This window comes from Streptomyces sp. NPDC059875 (assembly GCF_042731085.1).
Classification (GTDB): domain Bacteria; phylum Actinomycetota; class Actinomycetes; order Streptomycetales; family Streptomycetaceae; genus Streptomyces.
Window position 1 is genome coordinate 1 of record NZ_JBHWJZ010000019.1, and the last position, 24430, is coordinate 24430.

26 protein-coding genes are annotated in these 24430 nt (G+C 69.8%); 9 read left to right on the plus strand and 17 right to left on the minus strand.

What is annotated here, in order from left to right:
• Positions 1–166: 166 nt before the first annotated feature.
• Positions 167–583, plus strand: coding sequence for a GFA family protein (locus ACFV9D_RS22845; RefSeq protein WP_385149120.1), 417 nt, complete (start codon positions 167–169; stop codon positions 581–583).
• Positions 584–676: 93 nt separating this feature from the next.
• On the opposite strand, the gene ACFV9D_RS22850 is transcribed toward ACFV9D_RS22845, so the two are convergent.
• From ACFV9D_RS22850 to ACFV9D_RS22860, 3 genes are all read right to left on the minus strand, one after another.
• On the minus strand, positions 677–1375 hold the full coding sequence (locus tag ACFV9D_RS22850; protein WP_385149123.1) for a hypothetical protein: 699 nt from the start codon (positions 1373–1375) through the stop codon (positions 677–679).
• A gap of 77 nt (positions 1376–1452) precedes the next feature.
• Positions 1453–1833 carry a hypothetical protein gene (locus tag ACFV9D_RS22855; RefSeq protein ID WP_385149514.1) on the minus strand — a complete coding sequence of 127 codons (381 nt, stop codon included), beginning with the start codon at positions 1831–1833 and terminating at the stop codon, positions 1453–1455.
• Positions 1834–1983: 150 nt separating this feature from the next.
• Positions 1984–3702 (minus strand): relaxase/mobilization nuclease domain-containing protein, encoded by a 1719-nt coding sequence (locus ACFV9D_RS22860; protein WP_385149126.1) that lies wholly within the window; start codon positions 3700–3702, stop codon positions 1984–1986.
• Between the two features lie 105 nt (positions 3703–3807).
• Between ACFV9D_RS22860 and ACFV9D_RS22865 the strand changes: the two genes are divergently transcribed.
• Positions 3808–4272 carry a hypothetical protein gene (locus tag ACFV9D_RS22865; RefSeq protein ID WP_385149128.1) on the plus strand — a complete coding sequence of 155 codons (465 nt, stop codon included), beginning with the start codon at positions 3808–3810 and terminating at the stop codon, positions 4270–4272.
• Between the two features lie 9 nt (positions 4273–4281).
• On the opposite strand, the gene mobC is transcribed toward ACFV9D_RS22865, so the two are convergent.
• From mobC to ACFV9D_RS22900, 7 genes are all read right to left on the minus strand, one after another.
• Positions 4282–4815 carry a plasmid mobilization relaxosome protein MobC gene (mobC, locus tag ACFV9D_RS22870; protein WP_385149131.1) on the minus strand — a complete coding sequence of 178 codons (534 nt, stop codon included), beginning with the start codon at positions 4813–4815 and terminating at the stop codon, positions 4282–4284.
• A gap of 95 nt (positions 4816–4910) precedes the next feature.
• Positions 4911–5144: a hypothetical protein gene (locus ACFV9D_RS22875; RefSeq protein WP_385149134.1), complete on the minus strand. Its 234-nt coding sequence runs from the start codon at positions 5142–5144 to the stop codon at positions 4911–4913.
• Positions 5145–5232: 88 nt separating this feature from the next.
• Entirely contained in the window at positions 5233–5424 is a 192-nt protein-coding gene (locus ACFV9D_RS22880; protein ID WP_385149137.1) for a hypothetical protein, read from the minus strand.
• The gene (locus tag ACFV9D_RS22885) at positions 5421–6983 is read right to left on the minus strand and encodes a hypothetical protein (RefSeq protein WP_385149139.1); all 1563 of its coding nucleotides are present in this window, start codon (positions 6981–6983) and stop codon (positions 5421–5423) included. The genes ACFV9D_RS22880 and ACFV9D_RS22885 overlap by 4 nt, the downstream gene beginning before the upstream one ends.
• Positions 6980–7621, minus strand: coding sequence for a WhiB family transcriptional regulator (locus tag ACFV9D_RS22890; protein WP_385149142.1), 642 nt, complete (start codon positions 7619–7621; stop codon positions 6980–6982). The genes ACFV9D_RS22885 and ACFV9D_RS22890 overlap by 4 nt, the downstream gene beginning before the upstream one ends.
• A gap of 156 nt (positions 7622–7777) precedes the next feature.
• Positions 7778–8476 carry a hypothetical protein gene (locus ACFV9D_RS22895; protein WP_385149145.1) on the minus strand — a complete coding sequence of 233 codons (699 nt, stop codon included), beginning with the start codon at positions 8474–8476 and terminating at the stop codon, positions 7778–7780.
• A 2-nt stretch (positions 8477–8478) separates the two neighbouring features.
• On the minus strand, positions 8479–9375 hold the full coding sequence (locus tag ACFV9D_RS22900; RefSeq protein ID WP_385149148.1) for a helix-turn-helix domain-containing protein: 897 nt from the start codon (positions 9373–9375) through the stop codon (positions 8479–8481).
• Positions 9376–10464: 1089 nt separating this feature from the next.
• On the opposite strand from ACFV9D_RS22900, the gene ACFV9D_RS22905 reads away from it, so the two are divergent.
• Complete coding sequence (locus ACFV9D_RS22905; RefSeq protein WP_385149151.1) at positions 10465–11856, plus strand: helix-turn-helix transcriptional regulator; 1392 nt, start codon at positions 10465–10467, stop codon at positions 11854–11856.
• Positions 11857–12294: 438 nt separating this feature from the next.
• Here the strand turns inward: ACFV9D_RS22905 and ACFV9D_RS22910 are convergent, their stop codons facing one another.
• From ACFV9D_RS22910 to ACFV9D_RS22925, 4 genes are all read right to left on the minus strand, one after another.
• Complete coding sequence (locus ACFV9D_RS22910; protein ID WP_385149154.1) at positions 12295–12870, minus strand: AAA family ATPase; 576 nt, start codon at positions 12868–12870, stop codon at positions 12295–12297.
• 682 nt (positions 12871–13552) lie between these two features.
• The gene (locus ACFV9D_RS22915; RefSeq protein WP_385149157.1) at positions 13553–14251 is read right to left on the minus strand and encodes a restriction endonuclease; all 699 of its coding nucleotides are present in this window, start codon (positions 14249–14251) and stop codon (positions 13553–13555) included.
• Entirely contained in the window at positions 14241–14984 is a 744-nt protein-coding gene (locus ACFV9D_RS22920) for a restriction endonuclease (protein WP_385149160.1), read from the minus strand. The genes ACFV9D_RS22915 and ACFV9D_RS22920 overlap by 11 nt, the downstream gene beginning before the upstream one ends.
• Positions 14984–15187: a hypothetical protein gene (locus ACFV9D_RS22925; protein ID WP_385149163.1), complete on the minus strand. Its 204-nt coding sequence runs from the start codon at positions 15185–15187 to the stop codon at positions 14984–14986. Before ACFV9D_RS22925 ends, ACFV9D_RS22920 begins: the two co-directional genes overlap by 1 nt.
• A gap of 1242 nt (positions 15188–16429) precedes the next feature.
• On the opposite strand from ACFV9D_RS22925, the gene ACFV9D_RS22930 reads away from it, so the two are divergent.
• Positions 16430–16843, plus strand: coding sequence for a hypothetical protein (locus ACFV9D_RS22930; protein ID WP_385149166.1), 414 nt, complete (start codon positions 16430–16432; stop codon positions 16841–16843).
• 181 nt (positions 16844–17024) lie between these two features.
• Here ACFV9D_RS22930 and ACFV9D_RS22935 read toward each other — a convergent pair whose 3' ends face one another.
• Both ACFV9D_RS22935 and ACFV9D_RS22940 read right to left on the minus strand, forming a co-directional pair.
• Positions 17025–17969: a threonine/serine dehydratase gene (locus ACFV9D_RS22935; protein WP_385149169.1), complete on the minus strand. Its 945-nt coding sequence runs from the start codon at positions 17967–17969 to the stop codon at positions 17025–17027.
• A gap of 23 nt (positions 17970–17992) precedes the next feature.
• The gene (locus ACFV9D_RS22940; RefSeq protein ID WP_385149172.1) at positions 17993–18787 is read right to left on the minus strand and encodes a proline hydroxylase; all 795 of its coding nucleotides are present in this window, start codon (positions 18785–18787) and stop codon (positions 17993–17995) included.
• Positions 18788–18847: 60 nt separating this feature from the next.
• Between ACFV9D_RS22940 and ACFV9D_RS22945 the strand changes: the two genes are divergently transcribed.
• The 5 genes from ACFV9D_RS22945 (at position 18848) to ACFV9D_RS22965 (ending at position 23134) form a co-directional block, all read left to right on the plus strand.
• Positions 18848–19498: a TetR/AcrR family transcriptional regulator gene (locus ACFV9D_RS22945; RefSeq protein WP_385149175.1), complete on the plus strand. Its 651-nt coding sequence runs from the start codon at positions 18848–18850 to the stop codon at positions 19496–19498.
• A 213-nt stretch (positions 19499–19711) separates the two neighbouring features.
• Positions 19712–20623 (plus strand): hypothetical protein, encoded by a 912-nt coding sequence (locus ACFV9D_RS22950; RefSeq protein WP_385149178.1) that lies wholly within the window; start codon positions 19712–19714, stop codon positions 20621–20623.
• 41 nt (positions 20624–20664) lie between these two features.
• Positions 20665–21393 carry an SGNH/GDSL hydrolase family protein gene (locus ACFV9D_RS22955; protein ID WP_385149181.1) on the plus strand — a complete coding sequence of 243 codons (729 nt, stop codon included), beginning with the start codon at positions 20665–20667 and terminating at the stop codon, positions 21391–21393.
• A 208-nt stretch (positions 21394–21601) separates the two neighbouring features.
• Complete coding sequence (locus ACFV9D_RS22960; RefSeq protein WP_385149184.1) at positions 21602–22438, plus strand: SDR family oxidoreductase; 837 nt, start codon at positions 21602–21604, stop codon at positions 22436–22438.
• Positions 22439–22621: 183 nt separating this feature from the next.
• Positions 22622–23134 (plus strand): hypothetical protein, encoded by a 513-nt coding sequence (locus tag ACFV9D_RS22965; protein WP_385149187.1) that lies wholly within the window; start codon positions 22622–22624, stop codon positions 23132–23134.
• A gap of 330 nt (positions 23135–23464) precedes the next feature.
• Here ACFV9D_RS22965 and ACFV9D_RS22970 read toward each other — a convergent pair whose 3' ends face one another.
• Positions 23465–24094, minus strand: a complete 630-nt coding sequence (locus ACFV9D_RS22970) for a hypothetical protein (RefSeq protein ID WP_385149190.1) — start codon at positions 24092–24094, stop codon at positions 23465–23467.
• Positions 24095–24430 lie beyond the last annotated feature (336 nt).

Here is a 24430-nt window from a genome sequence, read left to right on the forward strand (position 1 = left end):
CCCCGAATCGGGGTGGCCGAGCTTCGTGCGTACTGGACCACGGTTCACCGCGAGGGGTGAACGTGGCTGTCCGTGCGGTGCGTGGAACCCCGAACACCAGCGCGGGCCGATGTGTGAGCCGCACACTGGCACCGCAACTGCACATCGCGGCCAAGGAGATGCCGAAGTGACCGAATCGACCGTCGCACCCGACCTGCGGACGGGCCGCTGCCAGTGCGGCGATATCGCGTACGAAGTGACAGGCACTCCGGACGATCCGCATCTGTGTTCCTGTGAGCACTGCACGCTGTTGTCCGGCTCGCCGGCGATGTCCTGGGTCGGGTTCCGTCGGGAGACGCTGGCCTGGACCGGCCGGGGTGGTGAGCCGACCTGGTACTCGACCTGGCCGACCCTGCACCGCGGTTTCTGCGGGCGCTGCGGCACCCATCTCGTTTCCGTGGCCGACGGATCGGACATGGTCATGGTGACGACGTTCAGCCTCACCGAGCAGCACGGCGGCCTGGAGCCCGTGGGACACAGCTTCGACCAGCGCGCCGTGCCGTGGATGGCCATCACCCTCGCTCCCGATCCCGCGCACCCGTAACACCCGCGAGCTGGGAGCCGTCCAGCATAGCGAGTGCGCCAGCGCCCCCGACCACTGCGGTTGGGGGCGCCGGTGTCGTGATGTGGCGGGACGTCAACGGGCTGCTGTCGCCTTGGCGTGGGCCTTGCCGAGGTGCAGGTCGACGAGGGCCGGCGACCCGGAGACGATCAGCAGCGCGTTTCCGTCCCGGATCGCGGTCTGCTTCACCACGGTGTCCCGCCCGCCGACGGAGAACGTCAGCAGCTGGCTCCACTGCTCATCCCCGAGCTGGGGTGCGGCCACCTCTTGAGTGGCCATGTCGATGGCGGTGCCGCCGACGAGGACCTGGTACTCCGGGCAGCCGGTCATGGCCTCGAAGATCCGGCCGGTGCCCTCGGACAGCCTGGTGACCGTGTCGCTGTACAGCTCCTCGGTGACCTCCGAGTTGCTGCCGTCGGTGTAGCTGAAGGACACCTTCGCCTTGCGGGGGAAGTCGAGCGAACCCCCGGCGGCCGCGTCGCCACCGAGGTCGTTCAGGGCCGGACAGCCGAGGACGGTGACGTCGTCGTGCTGGGCGGGACGCTCGGGCTTGCGGGTGTAGCTGGCGCCGAGGTCGCTCTCGTCGAGCAGGCGCGTCTCCAGGGCGGCCGAGGACAGGGGAGCATCATTCCGGCCGGCAGCGGCAGGCTTCTCGCTGCGCGCGGCGGGCGTGGAGGCGGGCTTCGTCTCGGTGGTGTCCGTGGAGCAGGCGGGCAGGGCGAAGACGGTGACGGCGGTGAGGCCGACAGCAGCGGTGGCGACGCGAACGCGCATGGTGGAACTGACCCCTTGGTGCTAGGCGACGGTTGGTCAGTGCGGGCCGTGGGCCCGGTGGGGTCGTTGGGGTGGGGTCAGTGACCGAGGTGCCGCAGGCAGTCCTCGAACGTGGCGTGCGTCGCGTCCGCCGGGCCGGCGTTCCGGTTGTACCAGGCGGTGTCGAGACGCGTCTCCTGCTGCTGATGCCCCTCGCGACACCGCAACCAGATCTGATCGCGCGTGGACAGGATGAGCCAGTCCCGGTACGCGCCGCAGCCGGCGCAGGCGACGAGCTCGCCGTCGAGGACCATCGGCTGCGTCCAGGGCATCATCCGGCCGTCGAGCTGGTCGTGGCTCGGCACGCGCAGTTCTGGCGGCAGGAAGTCATCGACCACGGGCGCCGGCTCGGCGGGCTGCGTTGCGGCCCGCGTCCGTTCTGCTTCCGGCGGCGCGTTGCCCTCCGTCTCCGCCCACATCTTGTCGTGTAGGCGGCGCATCTCGCTGATCTCCGCATCTCGGCGGCGGCGTATCCGGTGAAACACCCTGGCGTCCTCCTTCGTCCCGTCCTGCTCGCGTCGTGATCGTGCCTCAAGCCCCCGACCTGCTTCAATTCACAAAGTCCACAGTCACGCCCCTCCCCGCCGGGGCCCAGAGCGTCGTGGTGTCTGCTGACCCGTACGTCGTGCGGACGGTGCTGCTACGGGAGCGCCGCTCGCCGCGTCGCTGGTGTCGGCCGGCAGCTCCGCGGTCCGGCGCAGTCGCCATACCAGGACGTCGCTGACGGACTCGGCAGTGTCGAGTTCTCGTCGCTCCGCGGCGTCGGCGAGGAGCGCGGCCGGGTTGTGGCCGGCGGCCTCGGCGTCGGCGAGGGTGGCGGCGAGTGCGTACCAGCCGGGTTCGGCGAGGATCTGCTCCGCTAGCTCCGGCAGCGCCTCGCGCAGGGCTGCCGCCTGCCGCCGTCGCAGTGGCTGGTTGAGGCGCCGGCCGCGCTGGTAGAGGACGCCGAGAGGTTGGGCGGCGGCGGCCTTGTAGGCGGCGCGCAGGTGCTCGGCGGCCTGGCGGGCGGCTTCGGCCTGCTGGGCGTGGTTCTTCTTCGCGTGCCAGTGGGCGGCGGCGGTGATGAGGAAGAACAGCATGTCGATCGCCATCGCGGTGGTGGCTCCGTCCTCACCGCGGCCGAGGGCGGGGCCACTGTGGACGAGGTCGCGTGCCGCCTGGCGCAGCGCCCAGTCGTGTCCGCGCTCGGCGCGGACGTGAGAGCGGGAGGCACGCTCGAACGCGAAGGCCGCCTCTCGCAGTTCGTGGCGGGTGTGGGCGGCGGAGGTCTTCGCGAGGGCGTCCAGGACCTCGCCCGCGGCCGCGATGTACGCGGCGGCGGCAGCGTCGCTGCCGTGCTCGATCATCACCACGGCCGTCCATGCGGCTGAGGCTGTTCGGCGGCGGGCGGCAGCCGGGCCGCTCGGCGCCGTACGGATGGCTTCGCCGGGTGCGGCGTCCTGGCCGTGGGTGTTGGCGGACCAGCGCTCCCGGATCCGGGGCAGGGACAGGTCCGGTGCGAGGCGGGCGCCGGGGTAGAACACGGGCTCGTCGTCCTTGTTGCGGTCGTCGGGCAGGGCGACCTTGTAGCCGAGCAGGTCGCCGGACGGGGCGACGCGCTTGCGGATCAGCAGGCCGGCGGCGGCCAGCCGGTCGAAGAACTCTTCCTCGTGCATCGCGCCGGCGACCGCGCGGCGTACGGTCTCGCGCAGTTCCTCCCGTGCGGTGCGCTCGCGGCCCTGGCGCTGGGCCTTGTGGCGTTCGGCGCTGGTGGGCCGTTGCGCGGCGGTGCCGTCGCCCTTGTTGAGGCGGCGCAGGCCCAGCTCTGCCTCGAGGGCGCGGGCTTGAGCCTGGACGCGGGCGGCGTCGTGGTCGAGGTCGGGCTTGTAGCCGTCCTCGCGGACGAGGGTGGCGACGATGTGGATGTGGTCGTCGGCGTGGCGTACGGCCGCCCACCGGCAGCCCGCACCCTGCTCGGGATCGTCGATGCCGGCGGCGGCGACCATGCGGCGGGCGATGTCACCCCATTCCTCGTCCGCCAGGATGCGGTCCTCGGCGGCGTTGCGGACGGACAGGTGCCAGACGTGCTTCTTCGGCCGCGCCGAGGCGTCGATGTTCTCGACGGGCTGGTCGAGGAGCTGCTGGAGCTGCTTGAGGGCGGCGGTCTCGTCGCGGCCGGGGTCGGGAGCGTTGTTGTCCCAGGACGCGACGAGGTGCGGGTCGGTGTGCTCCTCGTATTTGCCCGGCCCGTATAGGTAGTAGAGGAGGCCGAGGGTGCGCTGCCCGCGCTTCTGGATCCTGGGGATCATGCTGCTGTCCTAGACCGATTGATCAAATGGGTGGTCAGCGGGAAGGGGCCGTTCCAGGTCGTCGTGGTGGGCATTCGTCACGGATGAACTGGATATCGCCGCTCGTTGCGCTGGTGGGAGTTCTGCTCGGGGCAGGCGCGACCTGCGCTGGCTGATCGCCGGCGGTGGCGTCGGGAGTCGGTCGCGCGCCTGCTGGAGCTGCGTACGGCGCTGTACGCCGAGTACCTGGTCGCGATGGAGGAGAGAGGTCGGGACCTCCTGCGCGTGCTGAGAACCACGGCAGCCGAAGACCGGGCAGGTGCCGCCGAAGCGGCTATCACGGGCTTCAACCTCGGCGGCACCCGGCAGCGGATCCACGTACTGGCCTCGACGGAGGTGGTCCAGGCTGCCGACGGTGTCTTTCGCCGTCTGCGGCGTGCGCGCGACTACGTGGCCACCGGAGAGCCGGGGGACACTCATGGCCTGCACGCTATGAAGGAAGAGGTCGGAGCACTGCGCGACCGGTTCCAGGAGGTCGTGCGGCGCGACGCCCGCGCCCTGCTGGCCGGCAGCGCCTCGTGGTCGGCGTGAGCGGCGCGATCACCGCTGCTCAAGCAGGCGGTCGGTGGCCGTCTGCACGCGCGACACGGCACGGTGGACCGCGGCGACGACCGCGTCGATCTCCGCTGGCTGGCCGCCGGAGTTGATCGCGCGGGCTACCTGGTTGAGGTTGTTGCCGACCTGCCCGAGATGCCGGCGGGCCGCGAACAACTCGGCGACCAGCTCGCGATGGCCGGCGACGGCGGCAGCGGTGTTGTCGAGGTCGTGCGCGGCCGCGAGGCCACTGCGGGCGAGGAACGCGGGCAGGCTTGTTCGGGTCTCGGTGACGGCAGCGGTGAGTGCGGTCTTCTCGGTGGCATTGAGACGGACGTAGATCACGTGCACGCGCTTTTCGGCGCCGGACTTCGGCGAGCGCTTGCGCACGGTCTTCTTGGCGTCGCGGCGATTGCGTCGCGACGGCTGCTCCTCCTGCTGCGATCCGCCCTCGGTCGCTGCCTCCCGGACCTGCGCCCCCCGGTGCTGGTCCGAGCCCGCCACCTTGGGGGCGGGGTGTGCCGAGGCCGTCTTCCCCAACGGGGAAGACGGTCTTGGCGGATAACTTGCTCGCCCTGAGACCGAGTTGGAGGTCCGCTCGCCCGGGGTGGGGGCGGGCCATGCGTTGGGGGCCGTCACTGCCTACCGCCCTGAGCGTCGTGGATGATCTCCAGGACGTCGAGGATGAAGTCGAAGGCATCGTCCACGTCGGTCAGGTGATGGATCTGCTCGTCGGGGCCGATCTGGACGAACCACTGTCCGTCGGGGCCCTCTACTGCCGAGTGGAGCAGGCCGTACTGGAGGAAGGTGTGGAGGAAGGCCCAGACCAGGAGCTGCTCGGTCTGGCTGGGCACGGCTGCATGCGCCATGGTGATTCCGTTTGGGCAGGGGGCGGCGGCTCGGCACAATGCCGGGCCACCGCCCAAGAACAGGGGCTTTGACCGGATACTTTGCGGTCTATCCGCACTCGGGGCAGCGGCCGACATGGCCGCTGAGAGCCCGGGCCATTCGCGCCTTCGTGGATACTGCGTGCTTCGCGCTCGACTTCGCCGACGGCCGACCGGAGTGCCGGGCGGAGTGGGCGCTCAGGAACTGGATCTCCCGCTCGTATTGGTCCCGGATCGTCGCGAAGCGGCGGCAGGTCTTCATCGGGCAGTGCTCCTCGTCTTCGTGGTGCTGTCCTCGCTCCGCAGTTGCTGGAGGACGAGGCTCAGTCGGTCGTTCCGGCCGCCCTGGAGACCCTCGCGCCGCAGGATCTCCCGCAGCTGGACCCGAGTGACGGCCTCATTGCCGTCCCGTGCGAGCAGGGCAGGGACGTGAGGGCGAACCTGCGCGACGAGGTGGTCTACGGCCTCCTGCAGCTCGCGCGACGGACGCTGCACCGGAGGGCGTCGTGACCGAACCCCCCGCTTGCTCTTGGTCGGCTTCCGCCGGAGGGGGACCTTGTGTCCCCGGTCCCCGGTGGGGTCGGTCCCCGTGTCGGCGTCGTCCGGTCCCCGGTCCCCGGTGGGGTCGGTCCCCGTGTCGGCGTCGTCCGGTCCCCGGTCCCCGGTGGGGTCGGTCCCCGACTCGACATCGCCCGGTCCCTGTCGCGGATTGGGGTCCTGAGCAGGCACTTCGCCCGGAGGGCAGCCGGTCCCCTCGCAGTCGTCGAGGCACTCATCGGCCTCCGGCTTAGGCGCTTCGGTCCCCGCGTGACGGTCCCCGGTCCCCGCGTCACGGTCCCCGGTCCTGGGGACCGGTGCCCTCCCCGTGTGCGGTCCTCGGTCCCCGATCGTTTCGGCGTCAGCACGGGGACCGTCGATGGGGACCGCGGTGCTCTGACGGTTCGGTGCGGGGACCGTCCGCCGGTCGTGGTGCGGGGACCAGGGAGAGGGCAGGGGGATGGTGGCGAGCGCGAGCGCGTGCCTTCGCGCGGCGAGCTGGCCGAGCAGTTCGGCCCGCTGGAGAGGGTCCGTGCCGACCGAGGCCCGGCCGATCGCCTTCGACAGCCTGCGTGTGAGCCGACGGCCGCGCCGATTCGTTCGCTGCTCGGGGTTGCGCTCGGCGAGGCGGGAGGCGAGGGCGACCGCGCGGCCCGTGGCGCGGTCGCGAGTGATCTGCGCGGCGTCGCGGTCCCGCGCGGCGATGCCGAGGCGGGACAGCAGCCGCTCGCGCGCCTCCCGCCCGAGGGTGGCGATCAGGCCGTGGGAGGCGGCGCCCGGGGTGTGCAGGCGCAGTTCGATGCCCATGGCCAGGTGCCAGAGCATCGCCGCCATGATCGGGCCGACGAAGGCGCGGACGGTGCCGCCGACGGGGCCGCTCTCGGCGTAGGCGGGGATGACCTGCACGCCGGTGATGACCCAGATCAGGGTGCCCGGCAGCCCCGGCGCCCCCTGGGTAGCGAGGTTCTGCCGGGCCATCAGAGCCGTCGCGAAGAGCGCCAGTTCGGCAGCGGCGAACATGCCGGCGCGTTCGGCGGTGCCCGCCATGTCGAGGTAGTCAGCGGCGAATCGCCAGCTCGTGTCCGCGCTGTAGGCGGTGCAGCCGAGCGCGGCGAGCGCCGCGACCTTGACCGCCGGGTTGCCAAGACGCTTCCGCAGACGCGCTTCACGGCGGCGGATCGCCCAGCCGGTCAGAGCCAGGGCCAGGACCGTGACCGGGACGCCGGTGACGAGGAGGAGGGAGAAGTCGGGGGCGGCACCGAGGGAGAGGACGGGGCGGGTCATGCGGCCTTTCCGAGAGGGACGTACGCGGGGGTCGGCTTCACGGGAAGGGACACCGGCGGTTCCGTGCCGGGTTTGGCCGTTGTCGGCCGGCCCGTTGCCCGGGGCGCCTGATTCGCCTTCTTCTTCTGCCTCGGCACGCCGAACGTGCGGTCTCTGTCGAAGACCTTGTTCGCGGCCTGCCGCAGCAGGTCACGGGCATGCTTATGGCTGATCTGCAGGGCGCCGGCCAGCCGGTCGGGACGCCAGCCCCGTACGTAGGCGTGGTCGATGACGACCTGCCGCTCGGCCTCCGTCAGGTGCACGTCGCGTCCGTTGAAGAAGGCGATCACGCGGCTGTAGTCCAAACGGTGGGGCAGTCCGTCGTGCCAGGGGCGTCGCTCGGCCTCGGTCAGCCCACCCCAGATGCCTTCCTTCAGGACGTTCTCCAGAGCGAAGTTGAGGCAGTCGTGGCGGACCGGGCACAGGCCGCACAGCTCCTTGGCGTCAGCGATGGCCTCGTGGTCCCGTGGCAGCGGGAAGAAGACAGCGTCGGCTTCCTCGGGGTCCATGCCGTGGCATACGCCCCGCGTGTGCCAGCTGGTGTCGCCGATGCCGCGCAGACCGGTGGCCGGCGCGTCGTGCGTGGTGATGTGGCGCAAGGGAGTCTCCGATGTGCTGCCGCGTCGGCCGGTCGGGGTCCGGCGGTAGGCGGACGCGGCGTGGGGTGCCAACAGCGGCGCGGGACGGACGCTGCGGCTGGGGTGGGACGGTGATGTGTGGGCGGTGCACCCGATGAGTGGACCGGCATGGGCGGGTTAGGCCATCGCGGGCTCGGCCCGCTGGGTGTGCTGGGCTGCAGCGAGGTCGAAGCGGCCCGGGTGCGGGTTGGCACGCAGGGCGTTGCCGCGTGCCGCGCCGTCGGGGCCGATCCGCCGTCGCCGACACGGCTCGCCGACGTTGGCCTGGCACCAGTCGCACCGGACCGAGAGGGCGTCGGGCTGCCCCTGGGCGATGGCCGCTTCCCGGGCCGCGCGGGCGGGTCGGTACGGCGCGAGAGCGGCTCGAGCCTCGGGTGGGATGCAGGAGCCGACCTCGCGCAGCCGCGCTTCCAGCCTCGGGTCAATCCGTCGGCTGGCGAGCTGCCGGTACTGCGTGGGCTGCGCGGTGCCGGCAGCGACGGCGCGTCGCATCCCGACCAGCTCGGCGGTCCAGGCCGCCTGGTCGTCCGGGTCGACGGACGGAGTGGGGTCGCTGTGCCGCTGGAGGCGGTCGCGCCGGTAGGTCTCCCACGGGCGGGCGATGTCCGCAGGCAGGATCTGATACGGCGAGACCCGGATGTGCTGCCGGGCGGCGACCCGGGCGTCCCAGCCGTGCGGTGTGGCGAGGGGCACGTCGCCGAGGAGTTCGTGCCACTGGGCGAGCTGGTCGCGGGCCTCGCCCTGGTCGGTGCGGATGGTGCGGGGGTCGAGTCGGCCGACGTAGGCGAGCAGGGCGGCGACTTCGCGGCGGTCCATGGCTACTCCGTTCCGGTCGGCTCGTCGAGGGCGGCGAGGAGGGCGGCGGTGTGGGCCTCAGCACGGGTCATGCCACCTGCGGACGCGGGGCCGCCGTTGCCGGGCAGGGCGTAGAGGTTCGGTCGGCCAGGGGCGTGCTCTCGGGCGATCCAGGACCGCCAGTCGGCAGCCCAGGCTCCCGCTGGCCGGGGCTTGAAGCCGGAGCGGTGGACACGCCACTTCGCGTCGGCGGCGCGCAGTCCGTCCTCGCCCAGGCGGTCGAGGTGTCCCTGCTGCCGTGCCCAGGCGTGAGTGGCTGGGTCGACCTGCCACTCGCAGGCCGAGGTCACGGCAGCACCACTACTGCTGCTGTACCTACGGTTCACCTTCGGTTCACTACGGTTCTGGGGGCCGGATCCCGGTACATCGAGGTGCCGGTTTCCGGTACGGCGACGTACCGGTTTCCGGCGGGAGGGACCGGATTCCGGACCTGCCGGATTCCGGACCGTGGTGGGGGATTCCGGTACCTCACGGGGGCGGATTCCGTACCGTCGCAGGGCCGAGATGCGGAGCGGGACACCTGCACCGGCGTCGTCCGCCGATGCGGCACCGCCGTCGGCGGACTGCTGCCTCATGGCTTCCGCGGCGGTCTCTGCGGCGTGGGGCAGGCGGTAGACCGTGCTGCGCTGGGGGCCCTGAAGGTCATCGAGCTGCTCCAGCTCACCGCTGGCGAGCAGCCGGTCGAGGGCCTCGCGCACGGTGGACCTGGAGGCGTTCGTGCGCTCCGCCAGGCTCGCCAGAGAGGCCCAGGCAATGCACTGCTCGTCGGCCACCCGGTCGGCGATCGACAGCAGGACCAGGCGCGCGGTTCCCCGGCTTGAGCTGTGCTCCCACACCCACTCGCGGGCGTCGCGGCTCATCGGCCGCTCCCACCCACGAGGTGGGACCGGTTGCTCAACGAGGCCGTGGTGGTGCGCTCCGGCCCGGGGCGGGAAGGCGCCGAGGCAGAGGTGGCTGCCGCGCTGGCCAGGCGGTTGGGCCTTTTGCACAGGGCAGGTGGCATGCAAGAATCCCCTTTGCAGTGTTGCCACGCTGATGTGCCCGTGGAAAGGGATCAGCGTGGTGGTAGTGGGCAATCTCCGCCCTTGCCGGGGCGGTTTGTGCCATTGAGCGTTCGGCGTCCGGGAGTTGCACCTCTCGGACGCCGTCGCTGTTTCCCGGGCCTACCTGGCCCGGCTGGATCGTGCGTATCGCATATCGCTCCGATCGTGTCGCCGCTGGGCTGGATGCCCGGCGAGGGACGACGAACATACGCAGGTCCCGCGTCAAGATCCAGACTTAGTTAAAGAACTCTCCACTAGTCGCGGCCGGGGCCTTGTGGCAGGGCCCTCGCCCTGGGGCAGCGGCAGGTGGGCCGGATCGCGCATTGTGACGGTCCTCACTCCTACCTCCTTCGCTCGCTGCGACGTTTCGCTGAACTGGCTGATCGGGACGATTTAAGCCCGCCTGATTAACTTCCGTCAACGCGATGAGATGGATGGTCGACGCGCGTAGACCTTGGAGTTCGATGTGATGGTTCGGCTTCTGTTGGCGGCCTCAACCCGCCTTATGTAAACGAGATTTGCTCGCCCCGGTGTCGCGGGTGGGGTTCCGGCGATAAGCGCAGTGATGCCTGCCGGAGTCATGTCGAAAAGGGGAGCGGCAATTTATTTCCCCTCGGCACAAGGGGAAATAAATTTCCGCCGGTAATGTCCGGATCGTGGCTGTCGGGTGGGGCTTGTCCCTATCGGTGTGGCGTCAAATTGATTGAAACCCAGACCTCTGCTGTGGCTTAGCGCACAGGAGGCTCCAGTTGATCATTCTTGGTTCGGCGATCGGGCCGATATTGCGTAGAGTCGGCGTAGGTAAGGAGCCAGGGGAGGGGCGGTTGGTGCCGCCACCTCCCTTTTTCATGTCCGGATACAGGGCGTGAGTGCTCAGGCACGGATGGAAAGACAGGCGGGATTTCGATGGGCGTGGGCATCGTCGACGGCGGACCCGAGCGCGGCGGCGAAGAATCGTTGCCTGGCCGCGAGACGGCGTCCGGGCGGGCCGAGGAGACGCTGCCCCTCAACCCCGGCCAGCTCATGGGGCTGGCCGGTCTCCTGCGAGCATGGCGCGCCGTGGCAAGCGAGAAGCTCGGCCGAACGATCACGCAGAAGGACGTCGCCGACGCCGTCAAGCGCTCCACCCGCTGGTATCGCGACCTGGAGAACGGCGCCACCGTCCGCCTGGATCGGCAGCTCTGCGAGGGCATCGCCCAGGTCCTCATGCTCGGTCGCGACGAACTCCACGCCCTGGTCCTCTACGGCCACGGTGGCGGCATCTCCGGTCCCACCCCGGCCGGCGACACGCCTACGAGGCGAGCGCTGCAACTCCTGATCGACAAGCAGATGCCCTCTCCGACCTATCTGACCGACGCCACCTGGAACGTCATCGGATACAACGCCGCGATGGCCGAGTGGTGGCCCTGGGTCCTGGAGGAAAAGCCCAACCTCATGCGCTGGGCCCTGCTCTCCCGCGAGGCCCGTACCCAATTCCACGACTGGGCTCGGCACGCTGCCGAGTACATCAAGCTGATCAAGTTCGCCATCCCGCGGCACCCGGACAACAAGGAGCTCGGCCAGCTCATCACCGAGCTGCGCGGCGATCCGGACGTCCGGGCGATCTGGGACGCCAGCACTGAGATCGCCGAGAACCGCGACGGACACATCTTCCGTATGACGCTGCCGGCTCTCGGATGGGAGACGGCTGAGGTCGTCAGCCATGTGCTGTATCCGGCGAGCCTGCCCGACTGCCGCCTCACAGTCATCACTTGGACGCGCGGAGAAGACGGCGCCGAGACCTACGGCAGCGACGCCGGCCACCCGCTCGCACCCCTGCCCGCCGGCACCCAAGCAGACCGCGAGATCCGAACCCGCATCGCCCGACGCCTCTCCCGCCAGGTCTCTGTCGCCTCCCTCGACGACGCCATGGCCCTGGCTGGAGAAGACCGCATCGAACTGCCCATCCTCAGCAGGGTCGTGAGCCCGGAGTGCCGCCTGGCCTACTCCCCCTCGACACGCACGGTCGTCTGGGCGACCCAGCAGGACGACGGCCACTGGGGCATCGCCGAAGTCGAGCCCTACACGCTCATCGTCCGAATGCCCCAGGCCATCCACGTCGAGGCAGCCTCGGCTGAGTACAAGGTCCTCGTCCGAGCCATCCTCCCCGCAGACTCCAGCGACGCCGTTGAGCGCATCCAGACCCTCGTCGCACAACTGCGCCGCCGCGTAGAGGTGCTGGAAGAGATCCACCGGGACGAGCACGAAGCCGACCCGCAGAACATCCCCTACACCTGGCACCCGGTCGACGAGATCTGATGAGTAGCGCGTCCGGCTCAGTGCCCAACGCGTGTGCTCGGCGTTGGCGCGGAGCCGGACACTCCGGGGGTGGCGGCGGACCTTCCACCCGGGCAGCCCTGTCACGGGTGCGCGCCGTTCTGCAGGCCCCCGGGGTCGGCCCTAAAGCTGGCCTGGATGGGCCAGCCGGCATTGCGTTCGGTAATCCCTAGAACTCGTGTCGGCGTGCAGGCCGACGCGGCGGCCGGTTGCGGAGTCCTCAGTCACCTGCGGTGATCAGCTAGCAGGGGTGGCGGCCGGCGCCGATCTCGGGCTCCACCTCCAAGATGTAGCCCCGCTCGCGGAAGTAACGGGCGACGCGCGCTTCGACCATGTCGCCGATCCTGGGCGATACCACGCGGGCAGTATGCCCAAGCCGGATGAGCATCCCGGCCATGGGCTGGGAGCCCATCGACGTCGTCAGCCACGTTCGCGGCTAGTGCGGCTTGGGGCCTCAGTGAAGTCGATGATCTCCTTGATGCCAGGGGTGTAGCCGTCGGAGGTGTCGACGAGGAGGGTGGGCAGGTCGAGGGAGATGTCGACGAAGCTGTCGGGGACGTAGGAGCCGGCGGCGATCTCCTCCAGGAGTCTGTGGTCGGCGTGCGCAGTGCGGTGAGCGTCGTCCTCTGTGCGCTGGGTGATGCGCTGGACGATGGTTCCGGTGGGCGTCGTGCAGCGGATGACCCGGATCGAGGCGATCTCGGAGAGGGGTTCCAGGCCCGGGCGCCACAGGCGGTCCTGGAAAGCCGCTTCGGCGACGACGGTCACGCCGGCCTTCAGGAGCACGGTGATCGTGTCGAAGAACGCGTCGCGGACGGGGAAGTTGAGGTGGTCGGTCCCGTCCAGTGAAGGATCGACGTTGAGGACCATGCCCTGCTTGATCTCGTCACGGATGACCGCTGGGCAGCCGAGGTGGTCTGCCAGTACGCGGGCGAGGGTGCTCTTCCCGGCACCGGGTGGGCCGCTGATGACCAGGAGTGTGGGTCGGTTGGGCACGGCGGGTCCTTCGCGAAGGTGGTCGGCGGCTACGGGCTGGAGGGAGGCGAGGGGGCGAGCTGGTAGGCGATGAAGCCGGGCTCGCGGGTCAGTTTGCCGTACATCGACGGGTGTTCCCGGGCCATGGGGGAGTGCCGGCTGGTGCTCGACGAGCCGTTCGAGGGCGAGGCCGGCGGCGGTGAAGTCGTCGATCCACGCCTGGAGGGGCTGGCGCCAGTAGCGGTGCGTCATGCCGCCCGACCAGGTCTCCTCCACGTGCCCTCGCCGCAGCCGAGCACCTTCTGGGGGCCTCGACCACCAAGCCCCTGCCGGCCTGGTGCTCGTGGATGTCCGAGGCAGACCCTGGCCGTCGGCTCCGGACAGTGACTCCTCGACCTCGGCGACACCGCCCGCGCCCACAAGCTGATCACCGAAGGCCGAGAACTGCTGCCCGCCGCCCGCGACAAGACCCGAGGGGCCTTCCTCGCCTACCCGGCCGCCAGCCACCTCAAGTCGAAGGAACCCGAGCTCGCCGCCCACGCCGCGGGTGAGGCTCTGAGGCTCGCCCGACGTATCGGCGCGCCGCGCTGCGAGCGGCTTGTGCAGGACCTCGTCCCCGATTTCGAACGCGTACGCACAGCAGAAGGGGTCGAGGGCTGCTGGCACTCGTCGCCGCGTGACGGCCGTCAGGACGCTTCCACCGTCACGGTGAGGGGGCGCCTGCCCGGATGATGTCGTACAGGTGGGTACCGTGAGCCCACCGCTTCAGGTCCTCGCGGCCGAGAGCGATGAGGTTGTGCTTCGCGGCGAAGTCGCGCGCGGGCTTGGTGAAGCCGTTGAGCCCGATGATGACGGCGTGGTGGGCTCCGTGCTCCGGGCGGGCGGTGCCGTTGAACTGCTGAACAGCCGGGGAGGCGACGGGCCGGCTGAGCTGCTTGCATTGGACGACGACGGTCAGTCCGTCCGGGTCGGTGGTGATGACGTCGGCACCGAGATCCCCGGCGCCGCCGACCCGCCGAGGAGCGATGAACCCGTCCCTGGCCAGAAGCTCCGCGCACGCGTGCTCGAAGCCGGTCGGGCTCATTGCTTCGAGTTGCCGCATCTTGTACGTGAGCAGCGTCGGCTCGTAGGGCTGCTCGACATGGACGGCGCTCGCCGGCGTCAGCAGGTCGAGGAGCGTTCCGACGAGCCAGCCAATGAAGATCAGGGTGGCGACTGCCCCGAGGACGATGAGGGCGGTCCACCAGGGGTGGGCGGCGACCGCGCCCCACAGGTCCACCGTGATCCAGTCGATGACCGTCCCCGTCAGCCACTCCCACAACATCTTGGCTGCGGCCAGGAACAGGACGGTGTAGAGCAGGAACTTCAAAAGCGGGTCGAGAGAGCCGTCCTCATCGAACACCCCTCACCCTCCCCTCCGGGGCCGAAGGCCCAAGAAGCGCCGCGGACCGGGGTCCCCGGGGCAGAAGAAGCCGCCGCCGGGCGAGAGCGGGAAGCCGCAGGAGCCGGTGAAGCGGGACCCCACGCTCGGCCCACTCTCGCAGGCGTTCGCGATCGACCCAGCCGACCTCGTGGCGCTCCCCCCACGCCATGGCGTCGCGCGTGAACCCGCCGTTCGTCACGACCGTGGCAGCGTTCGCCCCGTGTGCCGGGCCGGCGGTGCCCTTCACCTGATACATCACCTGCGAACCGACCCTCGCCGCCACCTTGGTGTGCTTCGCTTGCACCACCAGCCGCCCGAACTGCGGATGGTCCCCGATGACATCGGCCGCCTGGTCCCCCTGCTGCCCCACCTGCTGAGCTGACCACCCGTCGCGGATCAGCAGGTCCCGAAGCGCGAACTCGAACTGCCGGTCGTCCATCGCGTCCAGCGCCTCCACGCTGTATCGCAAGACGGCCAGGCGCTCAGAACGAGCAGTGCGCTCCCGGGCGGCGAGCACGGCGCGCCACACAGCGACTCCGACACCGAGCACAGACACCGCGGCCACGACAGGCCAGCCGCGCACCAGCTGCTCACCCACCCACCGAAGCACGCGTACCACCAAGCTGATCCCCGCCAGGGCGATCAGGACCGCGGCCCCGATCTCGATGCGACCGCGGGGACTACGGAGCCGTAAGCGCCGCCGCCTGCCCATCAGCGGACCGCCGTCGGGGTAGCCGTCACCCCAGGCGTGGTCGGCTGCGCTGGCGCGGAGCCCTCGAACCCGAAGATCTGCCCCCATAGCACGAAGACGGCGATGAGACCGCCGATGAGCCACGGGCTCATCTTCTTCGCGGAGCGCCCGGACGGCTTCCGGCGAAGGTGGCTGCGAACTCGGACGTAGCCCTCAGGCGTCATGAACTGTCCCCTCCCGAAGTGGAGCCGCACCGGCGCGGCCCTTCTGACATGGATGTAGCAGCGGCCACCGACAGCAACCCGGGGAACCGCCACGGCGGCCACCTCAAACCGGCCACTACCCGGCAGCTGGCCCAATTCGGAGTGAGAATGCGGTGAATGGCCAGCTGGGAGCGGTGAAGCCCTGGCCATTCCTCTGGCCAAGCGGCGAGGTGTGGGCGCACCGTGATGAGAAGGGCCAGGCCGCGACCATCTCTCCGTTGGAGGGAAGTTGGCGGGAAAGAGCAGGGGCGCGCTCCCCGCGCATGCGCCCCTGAGCCGCCGTGTGCCGCTCATGCGCCCAACGGCGGCCGTGAGAGGCCGTCGGGTGACATCGTGATGCGCTGCTCCCTGGGCGGGCCCGGGGATCCTCCGGCGGCCTGGTTGGGGCGCCCGATGCCGTTGACGACGGCGCCGAGGTGGGCACCGTACCGACTTCTGCCCGGGCAGGGGGTCTTCGCCGGGTGGCAGACTGGCGGCGTCGATCAGCGGAGCAGCAAAGGGCGCTGGCGTGCGGATGCGGTGGACGAGGACGCGGGACGAGCAGATCCTCGCGGCCGTGTGGCGGGCCCAACTGAGGCTCTCCACACGCCGCCGATTCAGTGTGGGATTCGACGACGCGGACAGTGTCGTCGGCGCGGCGGTCGAACACAGCGTCCACATGTTCTGCGCATGTCCTCGCACCGCAAGCAGACCCTCGTAGTGGCCATCGAGCAGTGGCACGAGCTCGTCGGCCGCATCACCCGGCCGCCTTCACCACGATTGACCATCTCGCAGCCCTCTTGACCGACCACACCGAGCCGGAGGCCAGGTGGAACCAGACGTCACGTAGTCCCTGACCCACGCAGGCACCCTGCCCACGAGACCTGTGCGTGGCCGACGGGGCGCTTGCACGTCCCCGGCCTCGTCGAGGAAGACGGTACGGATGCGGAAGAGTGGCTCTGACACCAAACACCATTGCCCTCGCAGACGTGCAGACGCTCACCTGCCATGGGCACCTCCACCACGTGGTGTTCTGCCGTCTTGGTTCCTCAGGGAAGACCCTTCGCCCTTCCGGGCCTTGTCTGGATCCTGGACGCTTCTGAACAGATACCAGCGCCAAACGTATGTTGATGGCCATGACAATGAGCCGCAGCGGCGCAACGGAGACCAACGCCTCAGCGAACTCGAAGAAATACGCGATCGCTACGAGGACGGCGGGGACCGGTGAGTAGCAACTCCTCCAAGGACGGCCTCGGCTATATGGTGCTCTCCGCCGTGGTGGGCAGCCTGATATTGGCGCTGGTCGTGTACGGCGCCCTGATCCTGCTCGCGCTCGGGGCATTGATCCTCGTGCTCCTCGTCCTCAACGCCGGACAGGTCATGCTCCGCCACGCACTCGCCCGACGGCCGAAAGCCCTGCACCGGATCGAACTGAAGATCCACACGGCTGGCGAACCCGAAGCCGACCAAGTCATGCCGTGCCTGGACGACCACGCACTCCATCCCGTGCCCGGATGGACCTACGTGACCCCCGGCGGCTACGGGTGGATGAGCCGCCGCGGCATGCTGTCCCCCTCCTACAGCAAGACCCGAGACAAGGCCGAGAAGCGCCTTAAGAAGGCCCGTACGGGTTCTTGACCATCCGGGCCCTCGTCCGTGCGGTCGGCTGTGACTGTGGTCCCGCTGTACTCCGCCAAGGACGTGCCCTGCCCTCGGCCGGTCCAGCGGTCAGAATCCCGGCAGCCGTACGCGCCGCCTCGGCCTGGAGTACGTCCGCAGCCGTGCGCGCACACGGGACGGGTGGTCGACGCGGTCTCGGTCAGTGGACCAGATCGGAGGGGTCGGTGTTCGCGCCGCACAGGATCACGGCGACCTGTTCGCCGTCGGCGGGCAGGTAGACACCGGACAGCAGGGCGGCGAGGGCCGTGGCGGCCCCGTGCTCGACCGCGATCTTCCGGTGGTTCCACAGGGCGCGGCGAGCGGTCTGGATCGCTTCGTCCGCCACGAGCAGTGAGGTGGCGTTCGCGGCCTTGGCCCAGTGGAGGGCCATCTCGGAGGTGCGGCGCGCGCCGAGAGAGTCGGCGGCGATGGAGTCGACGGTCACATCCATGACGCGGCCGGCCTGGATCGCGGCGTTCAGCGCCCGGCAGTGCCTCGGTTCGACGGCGACGACGCGGACGCCGTGCTCTTGTGCGGCCGCGGTGACGCCGGTGAACAGGCCACCGCCGCCTACGGCGACGACGACGGTGTCCAGGTCGGGCAGGGCCTGGTGGATCTCCTCCATGAGGGTGCCCGCGCCGGCGGCGATGAGCGGGTGGTCGTAGGCGTGCGACTGCAAGGCTCCGGTCGCGGCGGCGTGCTGCTGGGAGGCGAGGAGAGCCTCGGCGTATTCGCTGCCCACCTGCCAGACGTCCGCGCCGAGCTTCTTCAGCTTGTCGACCTTCACCGGCGGGGCGGTCTCCGGGACGAACACGGTGGCGGGCACATCGTGGCGGGCGGCCGCCCATGCGCAGGCCAGGCCCGCGTTTCCGCCCGAGGCGATGACGACTCCGGAGGCGGGCATGGTGCCCGCCTCGACGTGGCTGGCAGTGAAGTTGAGCGCCCCGCGCGCCTTGAACGATCCGGTGTGCTGCATGAACTCCAGCGCCAGGCGGACATCGGCGCCGCCGAAGGTGCCAGGGTCGACGGGGCTGAGGGTGACGGGCCGGACGTGGCCCGAGACCCGGTCGGATGCCGCTTTGACGTCGGCGTACGTGATGGTCACGAGAGGAGCTCCCAACGGGGTGGTCACGACCACGCGATCAAGTGGCCGTCTGGTGTGAGGCCGAGGAAGAACCCGATGGATATTCGCCGGCCGGTGCATGGGGAAACGGCGTGCAGGCGCGCCGAGTTGAACAGGGCGGCGTCGCCGACGCGCGGCAAGTAGGTCGTGCTGTCGCAGCCGTCGACCACGCTCGGGTGGAAGCCGTACGCGATGCGCTGCACCTCGTCGGCGGGCCGCAGGTGCCGGCGCCATATCGTGGTCTGTCCGCCGGACAGCGGCCTGCTGACCCACGTGTTGAACGCCAGCTGCGCGACCACACGCTGATCGAGCAGGCCGGGCAGCTCGCGGGAGATGTCGTCGAAGTGGACCAGGGTCCCCTGCCGCATCTCGCGCAGGGCGCCGGTGAACAGGGGCCGGCCGTTGACCGAGGCCGTGCCTACAGGGCTGCCCCAGGCCGTGCCGACCTTCTCCAGCGCGGTGCGCACGGGGTCCGGTCGGGGCCCGGCGGTGGCCCAGGCGACGCGGGCCCGATCGGCAGCCGCCCAGTACGCGTAACGGAGTCGACCGCCGCAGCGGTAGTCGTTGACGGCAGGCCCGAATCGGCAGATGCGGGTGGGGACGTGCTCAGGGTTGTAGATGCTCAGGGGCAGCCGGCCCATGGACGCGGTCGTTGCTACGCAGTCGGCGGGCGTCAAGAAGCGCGGCACCCGCGAAGCTGCGGCGGATCCGTCGAACAGGTTGCTCAGGTCTTCGCGGGTGAGTTCAGGCAGGTCACAGGTGGTGAACGAGGTATCGGCCGGTACGCAGGCGGTAGACATCCGAGCCTCCCTGCTACGGAGAGCTTCCAAGTCGTTACGCAGTAAGTTACGCTGTAACGCATGTCTGAGCAAGCAACGCGCGCCAATGGCCTGACAGTTGACCAGATCGCCCAGGCCGCCATCGAACTCGTCGACTTCCACGGGCCCGAGGCCCTGACCTTCCGCCGCCTCGGCGACGCCCTCGGAGTCAGCCAGACCACCGTCCACCGCCATTGCGACAACAGCGTCGAGCGGCTCCTGGACCTGTGCGTCGACCACCTCGCCGCGAGGCTCCCCGACATCGACCCCGCCGCCACCTGGGCCGAAGCCACCGAGGCCCGCTTCCGCGCTCTCTACACGATCATGACCGAGCACCCCGGCCTCGTCGCCCTGCGCGGAGGCCGCCCCTGGCTCGGCCACCGGATCCTCGCCCGGCTCGTCGAACCCCAGCTCGCCGCCAACCTTGCCGCAGGCATGAGCGACCGCGACATGATCGTCGCCTACCGGCAGATGTACCTCTTCACCCTCGGCAGCGCCGCCTTCGTCGACCACCTCGACCCCGCCGGCGCCGTCCAGCGCACCCGCACCGCGCTCGCCGCGCTTCCGCCGGACGACTTCCCCGTCCTCACCGGCAAGATGAACACCATCCTCGAAGCCGTCGTCGACCACGACGTCTTCCACGACGGCCTCCGTCGCCTGATCGTGTCCGCCGAGGCCAACCACACAGCCTGACCTCAGGCCCACCCCCTGGGTGCCGCTCTGCCCGCATCCGAGCAGCGCGGCACCCATACGAGACCCCTCGGAAGGCCCCGACGTCCTCCCCCGCCAGCCACACACCCTCGTGAGGATCGGCCGGTTCGGCACGTCAGGATGGAGCACCCTCGACGAAGGTTCCGTTGGCAACTCCCAGCGTCCGAGGAGCGCTCCGGCTTACGCTTCCGTGCCATGAGCGCCCTCCACTGCCTGTTCTGCGGAGTTCCCGTGCGCACGCCCCGCGAACACGTCCTGCCGACCTGGTTCCTCAAGCGCTTCAACGGGCAGGGACCCTTCACGGTCCACGTCAACGGCAAGCCGGTCCCGTATGCCAACGGAGTCGTGGAGCGCCCCCAGCTCACCCGGCTCATGCTCCCCGCCTGCGGGCAAGAGACGTCGGGCGGCCTGAAGTGCAATGACTGGCTCAACACCACCTTCGAACAGCCCGCGAAGACGCCGGTGCGCGCTCTCCTCGACGAACTGCGCCCGCTGTCCGGGCCCGGCGTGTACGTGTTCGCCCGCTGGGCGGTCAAGACGCTGCTGCTGGCCGCGCATCCCGAAGCCGTGTACTCGGAACCTCCCCGACGCGACCGGCAGCCGTGGGAGTTCCCCGAGGGCTGGCTGCCGGCTCTGCGGAGCACTGGCGAACTGCCTACCGAGCTCTCCCTCTGGCTGAGCATCGCTGACCCCGACATGCCGGATGGAGACGGTGAAGCCGTCCCGGACGACCAACTCCTCCTCCCACGGATCCACCACCCCGACGGAGGCGGCGGCCCTGGCCAGGCGATCCACCTCGGATTCGGTCTTCCGAACGGGCGAGTCGCCCAGCTTCAACTGCTCAGCCACCCCAAGATGGACATCGACCACCCCTTCGAGAGCGCGGGGCTCGCGGTACGCCTCTGGCCGAGTCCTCCCGACCACCTCGACATCACCGAGCTCCGGCCACTCAGCCGCACGGCCGGGCGTCAGTTCACGAGGACCTTCATCCGCGGTGGCGCATCCGTCCACCTGCAAGCCGGTCAAAGCCGGCTCCCAGAGGACCTGCTCAGCCCCCGCATTCGCGTACGCCTCGCATCAGAGCCGACACCGAAGAACTCTCCATGAGGTATGACTGCAGCACTGGGCACAGGACCCCGGAGGCCACCTTGCAGATCTTGTGGCTCGGCACCTCGATCATGGAACACCGCCAGGCCCACAGCCCGCGGCTGACCGACCCAGCGAACCTTGCCCAGGTCGGGGAGACGGTCCGAATCGAGGAGCACCGCTCGCACGGATATGCTCACCACGTCCACCTCTCGCTCCAACTCGCCCACCCCTACGTCGCCTTCGCCTGCGAAAACCGTGGGCAGGGCGGTGCCACATCCCGCGACCTCGCCCGCGCCGCGGGCGCTCTGCCCGCCGATGCCCGGCTCGACCTCGCTGTCTTCGGATGCGGCATCAACGACGTCTGGCGTGCGTACCAGGGGCGTGAGGCCGAGGCCGTGCCCATCGATGAGTACGCAAAGCACTACACGGCCACCCTCACCATCCTGGCTGCGCGGGCGCGCCACGTCGTATGCGTCTCCGAGACCCCGGTCGGGCCTGTCGCGGATCGCGAGACCGTCGCCGCGATGAACGGTGACCTCGATCGCTACAACCAGGCCGCCGCCCAGCGCGCGGCCACCGTCGGCGTCCCCTTCATCGATGTCTGGACCCCGTTCACCGAGACCGCTCACGCGCTCGCCCAGCACCAGCACGCGGAAGCGCCGACGCTGTGGAGCGACGGCGTCCACCTCTCCGATCTTGGCGTCGCACTGCTCGCCCAGCAGTTCGAGGCGCACCTGCGCGAGAACCGTGTCGTCGAGCGACTCCTTGCGAACCAGCCTCCGACCTGAGCCCACAAGGAGATGCCGGGCTGACCGGCTGGGCGTCAACCACGCTGCACGCGCCAGCCGCGCTGCCGAGAGTCCGCAAGCCCCGGCCACCGTCCCTGAGCCACGGCAGGATGAGGCCGGTGCCCGGTAGAAGACCTCACGGTGCGCATGGACGAAGTGGTTCGGTTTCGGCCCCTCGGCGGAGCTTGCTGCCCTAGCGTGGGACGGCATGACGGTACTGATTGTCGGCGGCAGCGGGTTCTTGGGCGCCGAGCTGGCCCGCCAGGGACGTTTAGCGGGCTGGGAGACGGCCGCCACCTTCCACTCGAGCCCCGGCGAGACCGCCGGTGTGTCGTGGCACCGCCTCAACCTACGCAACTCTTCGAGTCTGCGGGAGGTCCTGGACGCCGTGGACCCAAGTGCGGTCGTCAACGCGAGCAGTGGCGACGCTGCTTGGGAGGTCACGGCGGAGGGCGGTATGCGCCTGGCCCAGGCCGCGGCGCAGCGAGGCTTTCGGCTGGTCCACGTCTCAAGTGACGCCGTATTCTCCGGCCGCCACGACCTGTACGACGAGACGTGCCTGCCCGACCCAGTCACGCCGTACGGGGCGGCGAAGGCGGCGGCCGAGACCGCCGTGCGGCTCCTGTGCGCGGGCGCCGTCGTCGCACGGACCTCGCTGATCATCGGCGCCGGCCGGTCGGAGCACGAGCGGATGGTGCACGCCCTGGCCGCCGGTACGCGGCACGGGGTCCTGTTCACTGACGACGTCCGCTGCCCAGTCCACGTCGGCGACCTGGCCGCCTCACTATGGGAACTCACCCGGTCCGAAGCGGCTGGTGTCTTCCACCTCGCCGGCCCGGACGCCGTCACCCGCCACGAACTCGGCACGCTCATTGCGCAGCGGGACGGCCTCGATGCATCCCTTTTGCCGACCGGCCGCCGCGCCGACAGCGGCCTCCCCGGCGGACTCCGTGTCCGCCTCGACAGCCGCGTCACCCAGCATCACCTGGCCACCCGCCTTCGCGGAGCCCGGGAGTTCCTCCGCCCCCAAGGCCCCGCACGCTGACCCCGACGGCGCGATGGCGGACGGACGCGGGCCAGGTCCGCGCAGGCGTGGGCCCGCGGTCCAGATGTCGATCCGTTGCCCGGGGGCCGGTGCGCGTCAGCTTGACGGCCTCAGTGTCACCCGGAGAGGCCGAGAGCACGCGTTCGTCGGACGGGGAGCACGGCGGGCCGTAGATTGACGGGCATGCCAGATATACGTGATCTGTGGTGGGCGGCAGGACGACTGGCCTACGACGTGTCGTCGACGGACTGGATGAACGCTCGATGGCACAAGTCTCTGCGTCGTTCGGCGACGCTGCTCGAACCGGGCTGGCCGAAGGAGTACAGCGGCGGGCCGTTCACCTACGCGTTGCCCACGGTGGCGCTGCTGTTGTACACGCGGCCCACCGACGACGAACCCCGTGACTTCCCCGTGGAGCGGATCGTCGAGGCGCTCACGACGCGCGAGCCCGCGCTCGAGGACGTGATCCGGCGCGGGCTGACCGACCGCCGGCACGACCTCGACGACGATTCTCAGCTCAGCACCTTGGTGCGTTGGCTCATCGAGTACCGGGAGCCGATCGCCTACTCGGCGGGAGGCATGGAGCTGCCCTCCATGGACCAATGGCCGGGCGGCACCTTGATGGGCGCGGCCACGCGGTGGGCCGCGCATTCACTGACCCACCATCACCTCGATGCCGCCTCGGCCGGTGGCTGATCCGGTCTAGGGCTGGTCGATCCGGTTCAGGTCGAGGTCGACGCTGACGGCAGCGTGGTCGGACAGATCCTTGTCGACCGGCTCCATGTGCCCTGGTAGCCCGTCACCGCGGGGGCGAGAGCCGGGCTCGCGAGAATGAGGTCCTGGCGGCGGGGGACGTCTCCGTCGGCGAACGCCGCCGTCGGCACGTCCTCGTTCCCGGCGGAGGTGCTCGGGTCGACGAAGCCGGCGCGGGCCAGGAGCTCGACGGCCTCGCGATCAGACTGCAGCCTGGCCCGGCGGAACCGAGCGGGGGTCGGCGGCCACCTATTGCCGAATCCCGGGGCGCGTTCAACGATCGTGGCCGCCAGTGGACGAGGCACCGTTCTCGCTCTCTGCAAGGCGGAAACGAGATAGGTCGCGGGCAAGTCGGATGGCTTGACCGATGGTTAGCGAGTCGGGCTTGCCGGTGTAACTAAGGTTCGCTGTGCCCAGGGTGAGTTCGTCGTCGGTGACGGCCATCTCCAGGCCGATATTTACCCCCTCCTCCCTAGGATCAGGGACAAGCCTGACCAGAGTGACACCTTGCCGCCCTTCGGTCGTGAGCCAATCCAGCTCGTCGGGCAGCGGCAGAGTGTCACACACGATCAGAACGTGTGGAAGCCGCTGTGAACCGTCTCTGCTAAATGGCGGTCGGTCACCTACTGCGGTTACAAGCTGAGTGAAGCTAGCCGCGTCGTCGGCAAAGGCGGTTGTGGGTGATGGGATCTGTTGGTCCGGAAGACGCTGCGCGTGCGGCAGGTAGTCGATCCATTCCCATTCGTGGGACTGCTGCACGGGCCCGTAGATCATCAATCGGAGGTCGTCTGGCCCGTGAAGTGTCACCGCCTGCCCAACCATGCTTCGCACGAGGTTCCGAATACTTTGCTCGTCAGTTCCGCACACGTGGATGTGGCAAAACGCCTTAAGGCTGACGGCCATAGGCAGCTCCGCCATGGTTCCGTACTCGTGAACGAGTGAGGCCAGACCGTCAGAGCACACAGCATCGGCCCCGGCTGGAATAGTTGGAGACTCCAGTACCGTGGCGAGCCGCTGCGATCCGGATCCCACTCGTACTTGTAGGAAGTCGATGTCATCGGCAGTTCTCTCCCACAACTGACCGCGGCGAGACACGACGGATCGCAACTCCGATGGCTCTGGGTGCAACCACAGCTGGGCTTCTCGTTGCTTCGAGGCCGTTCGGTGCAGCTGGCGACGTACGTCGGTGAGGTAGCGGAGATAGGCCCGCCGTTGTTGAGTCGCATGGGTCACCTCCCC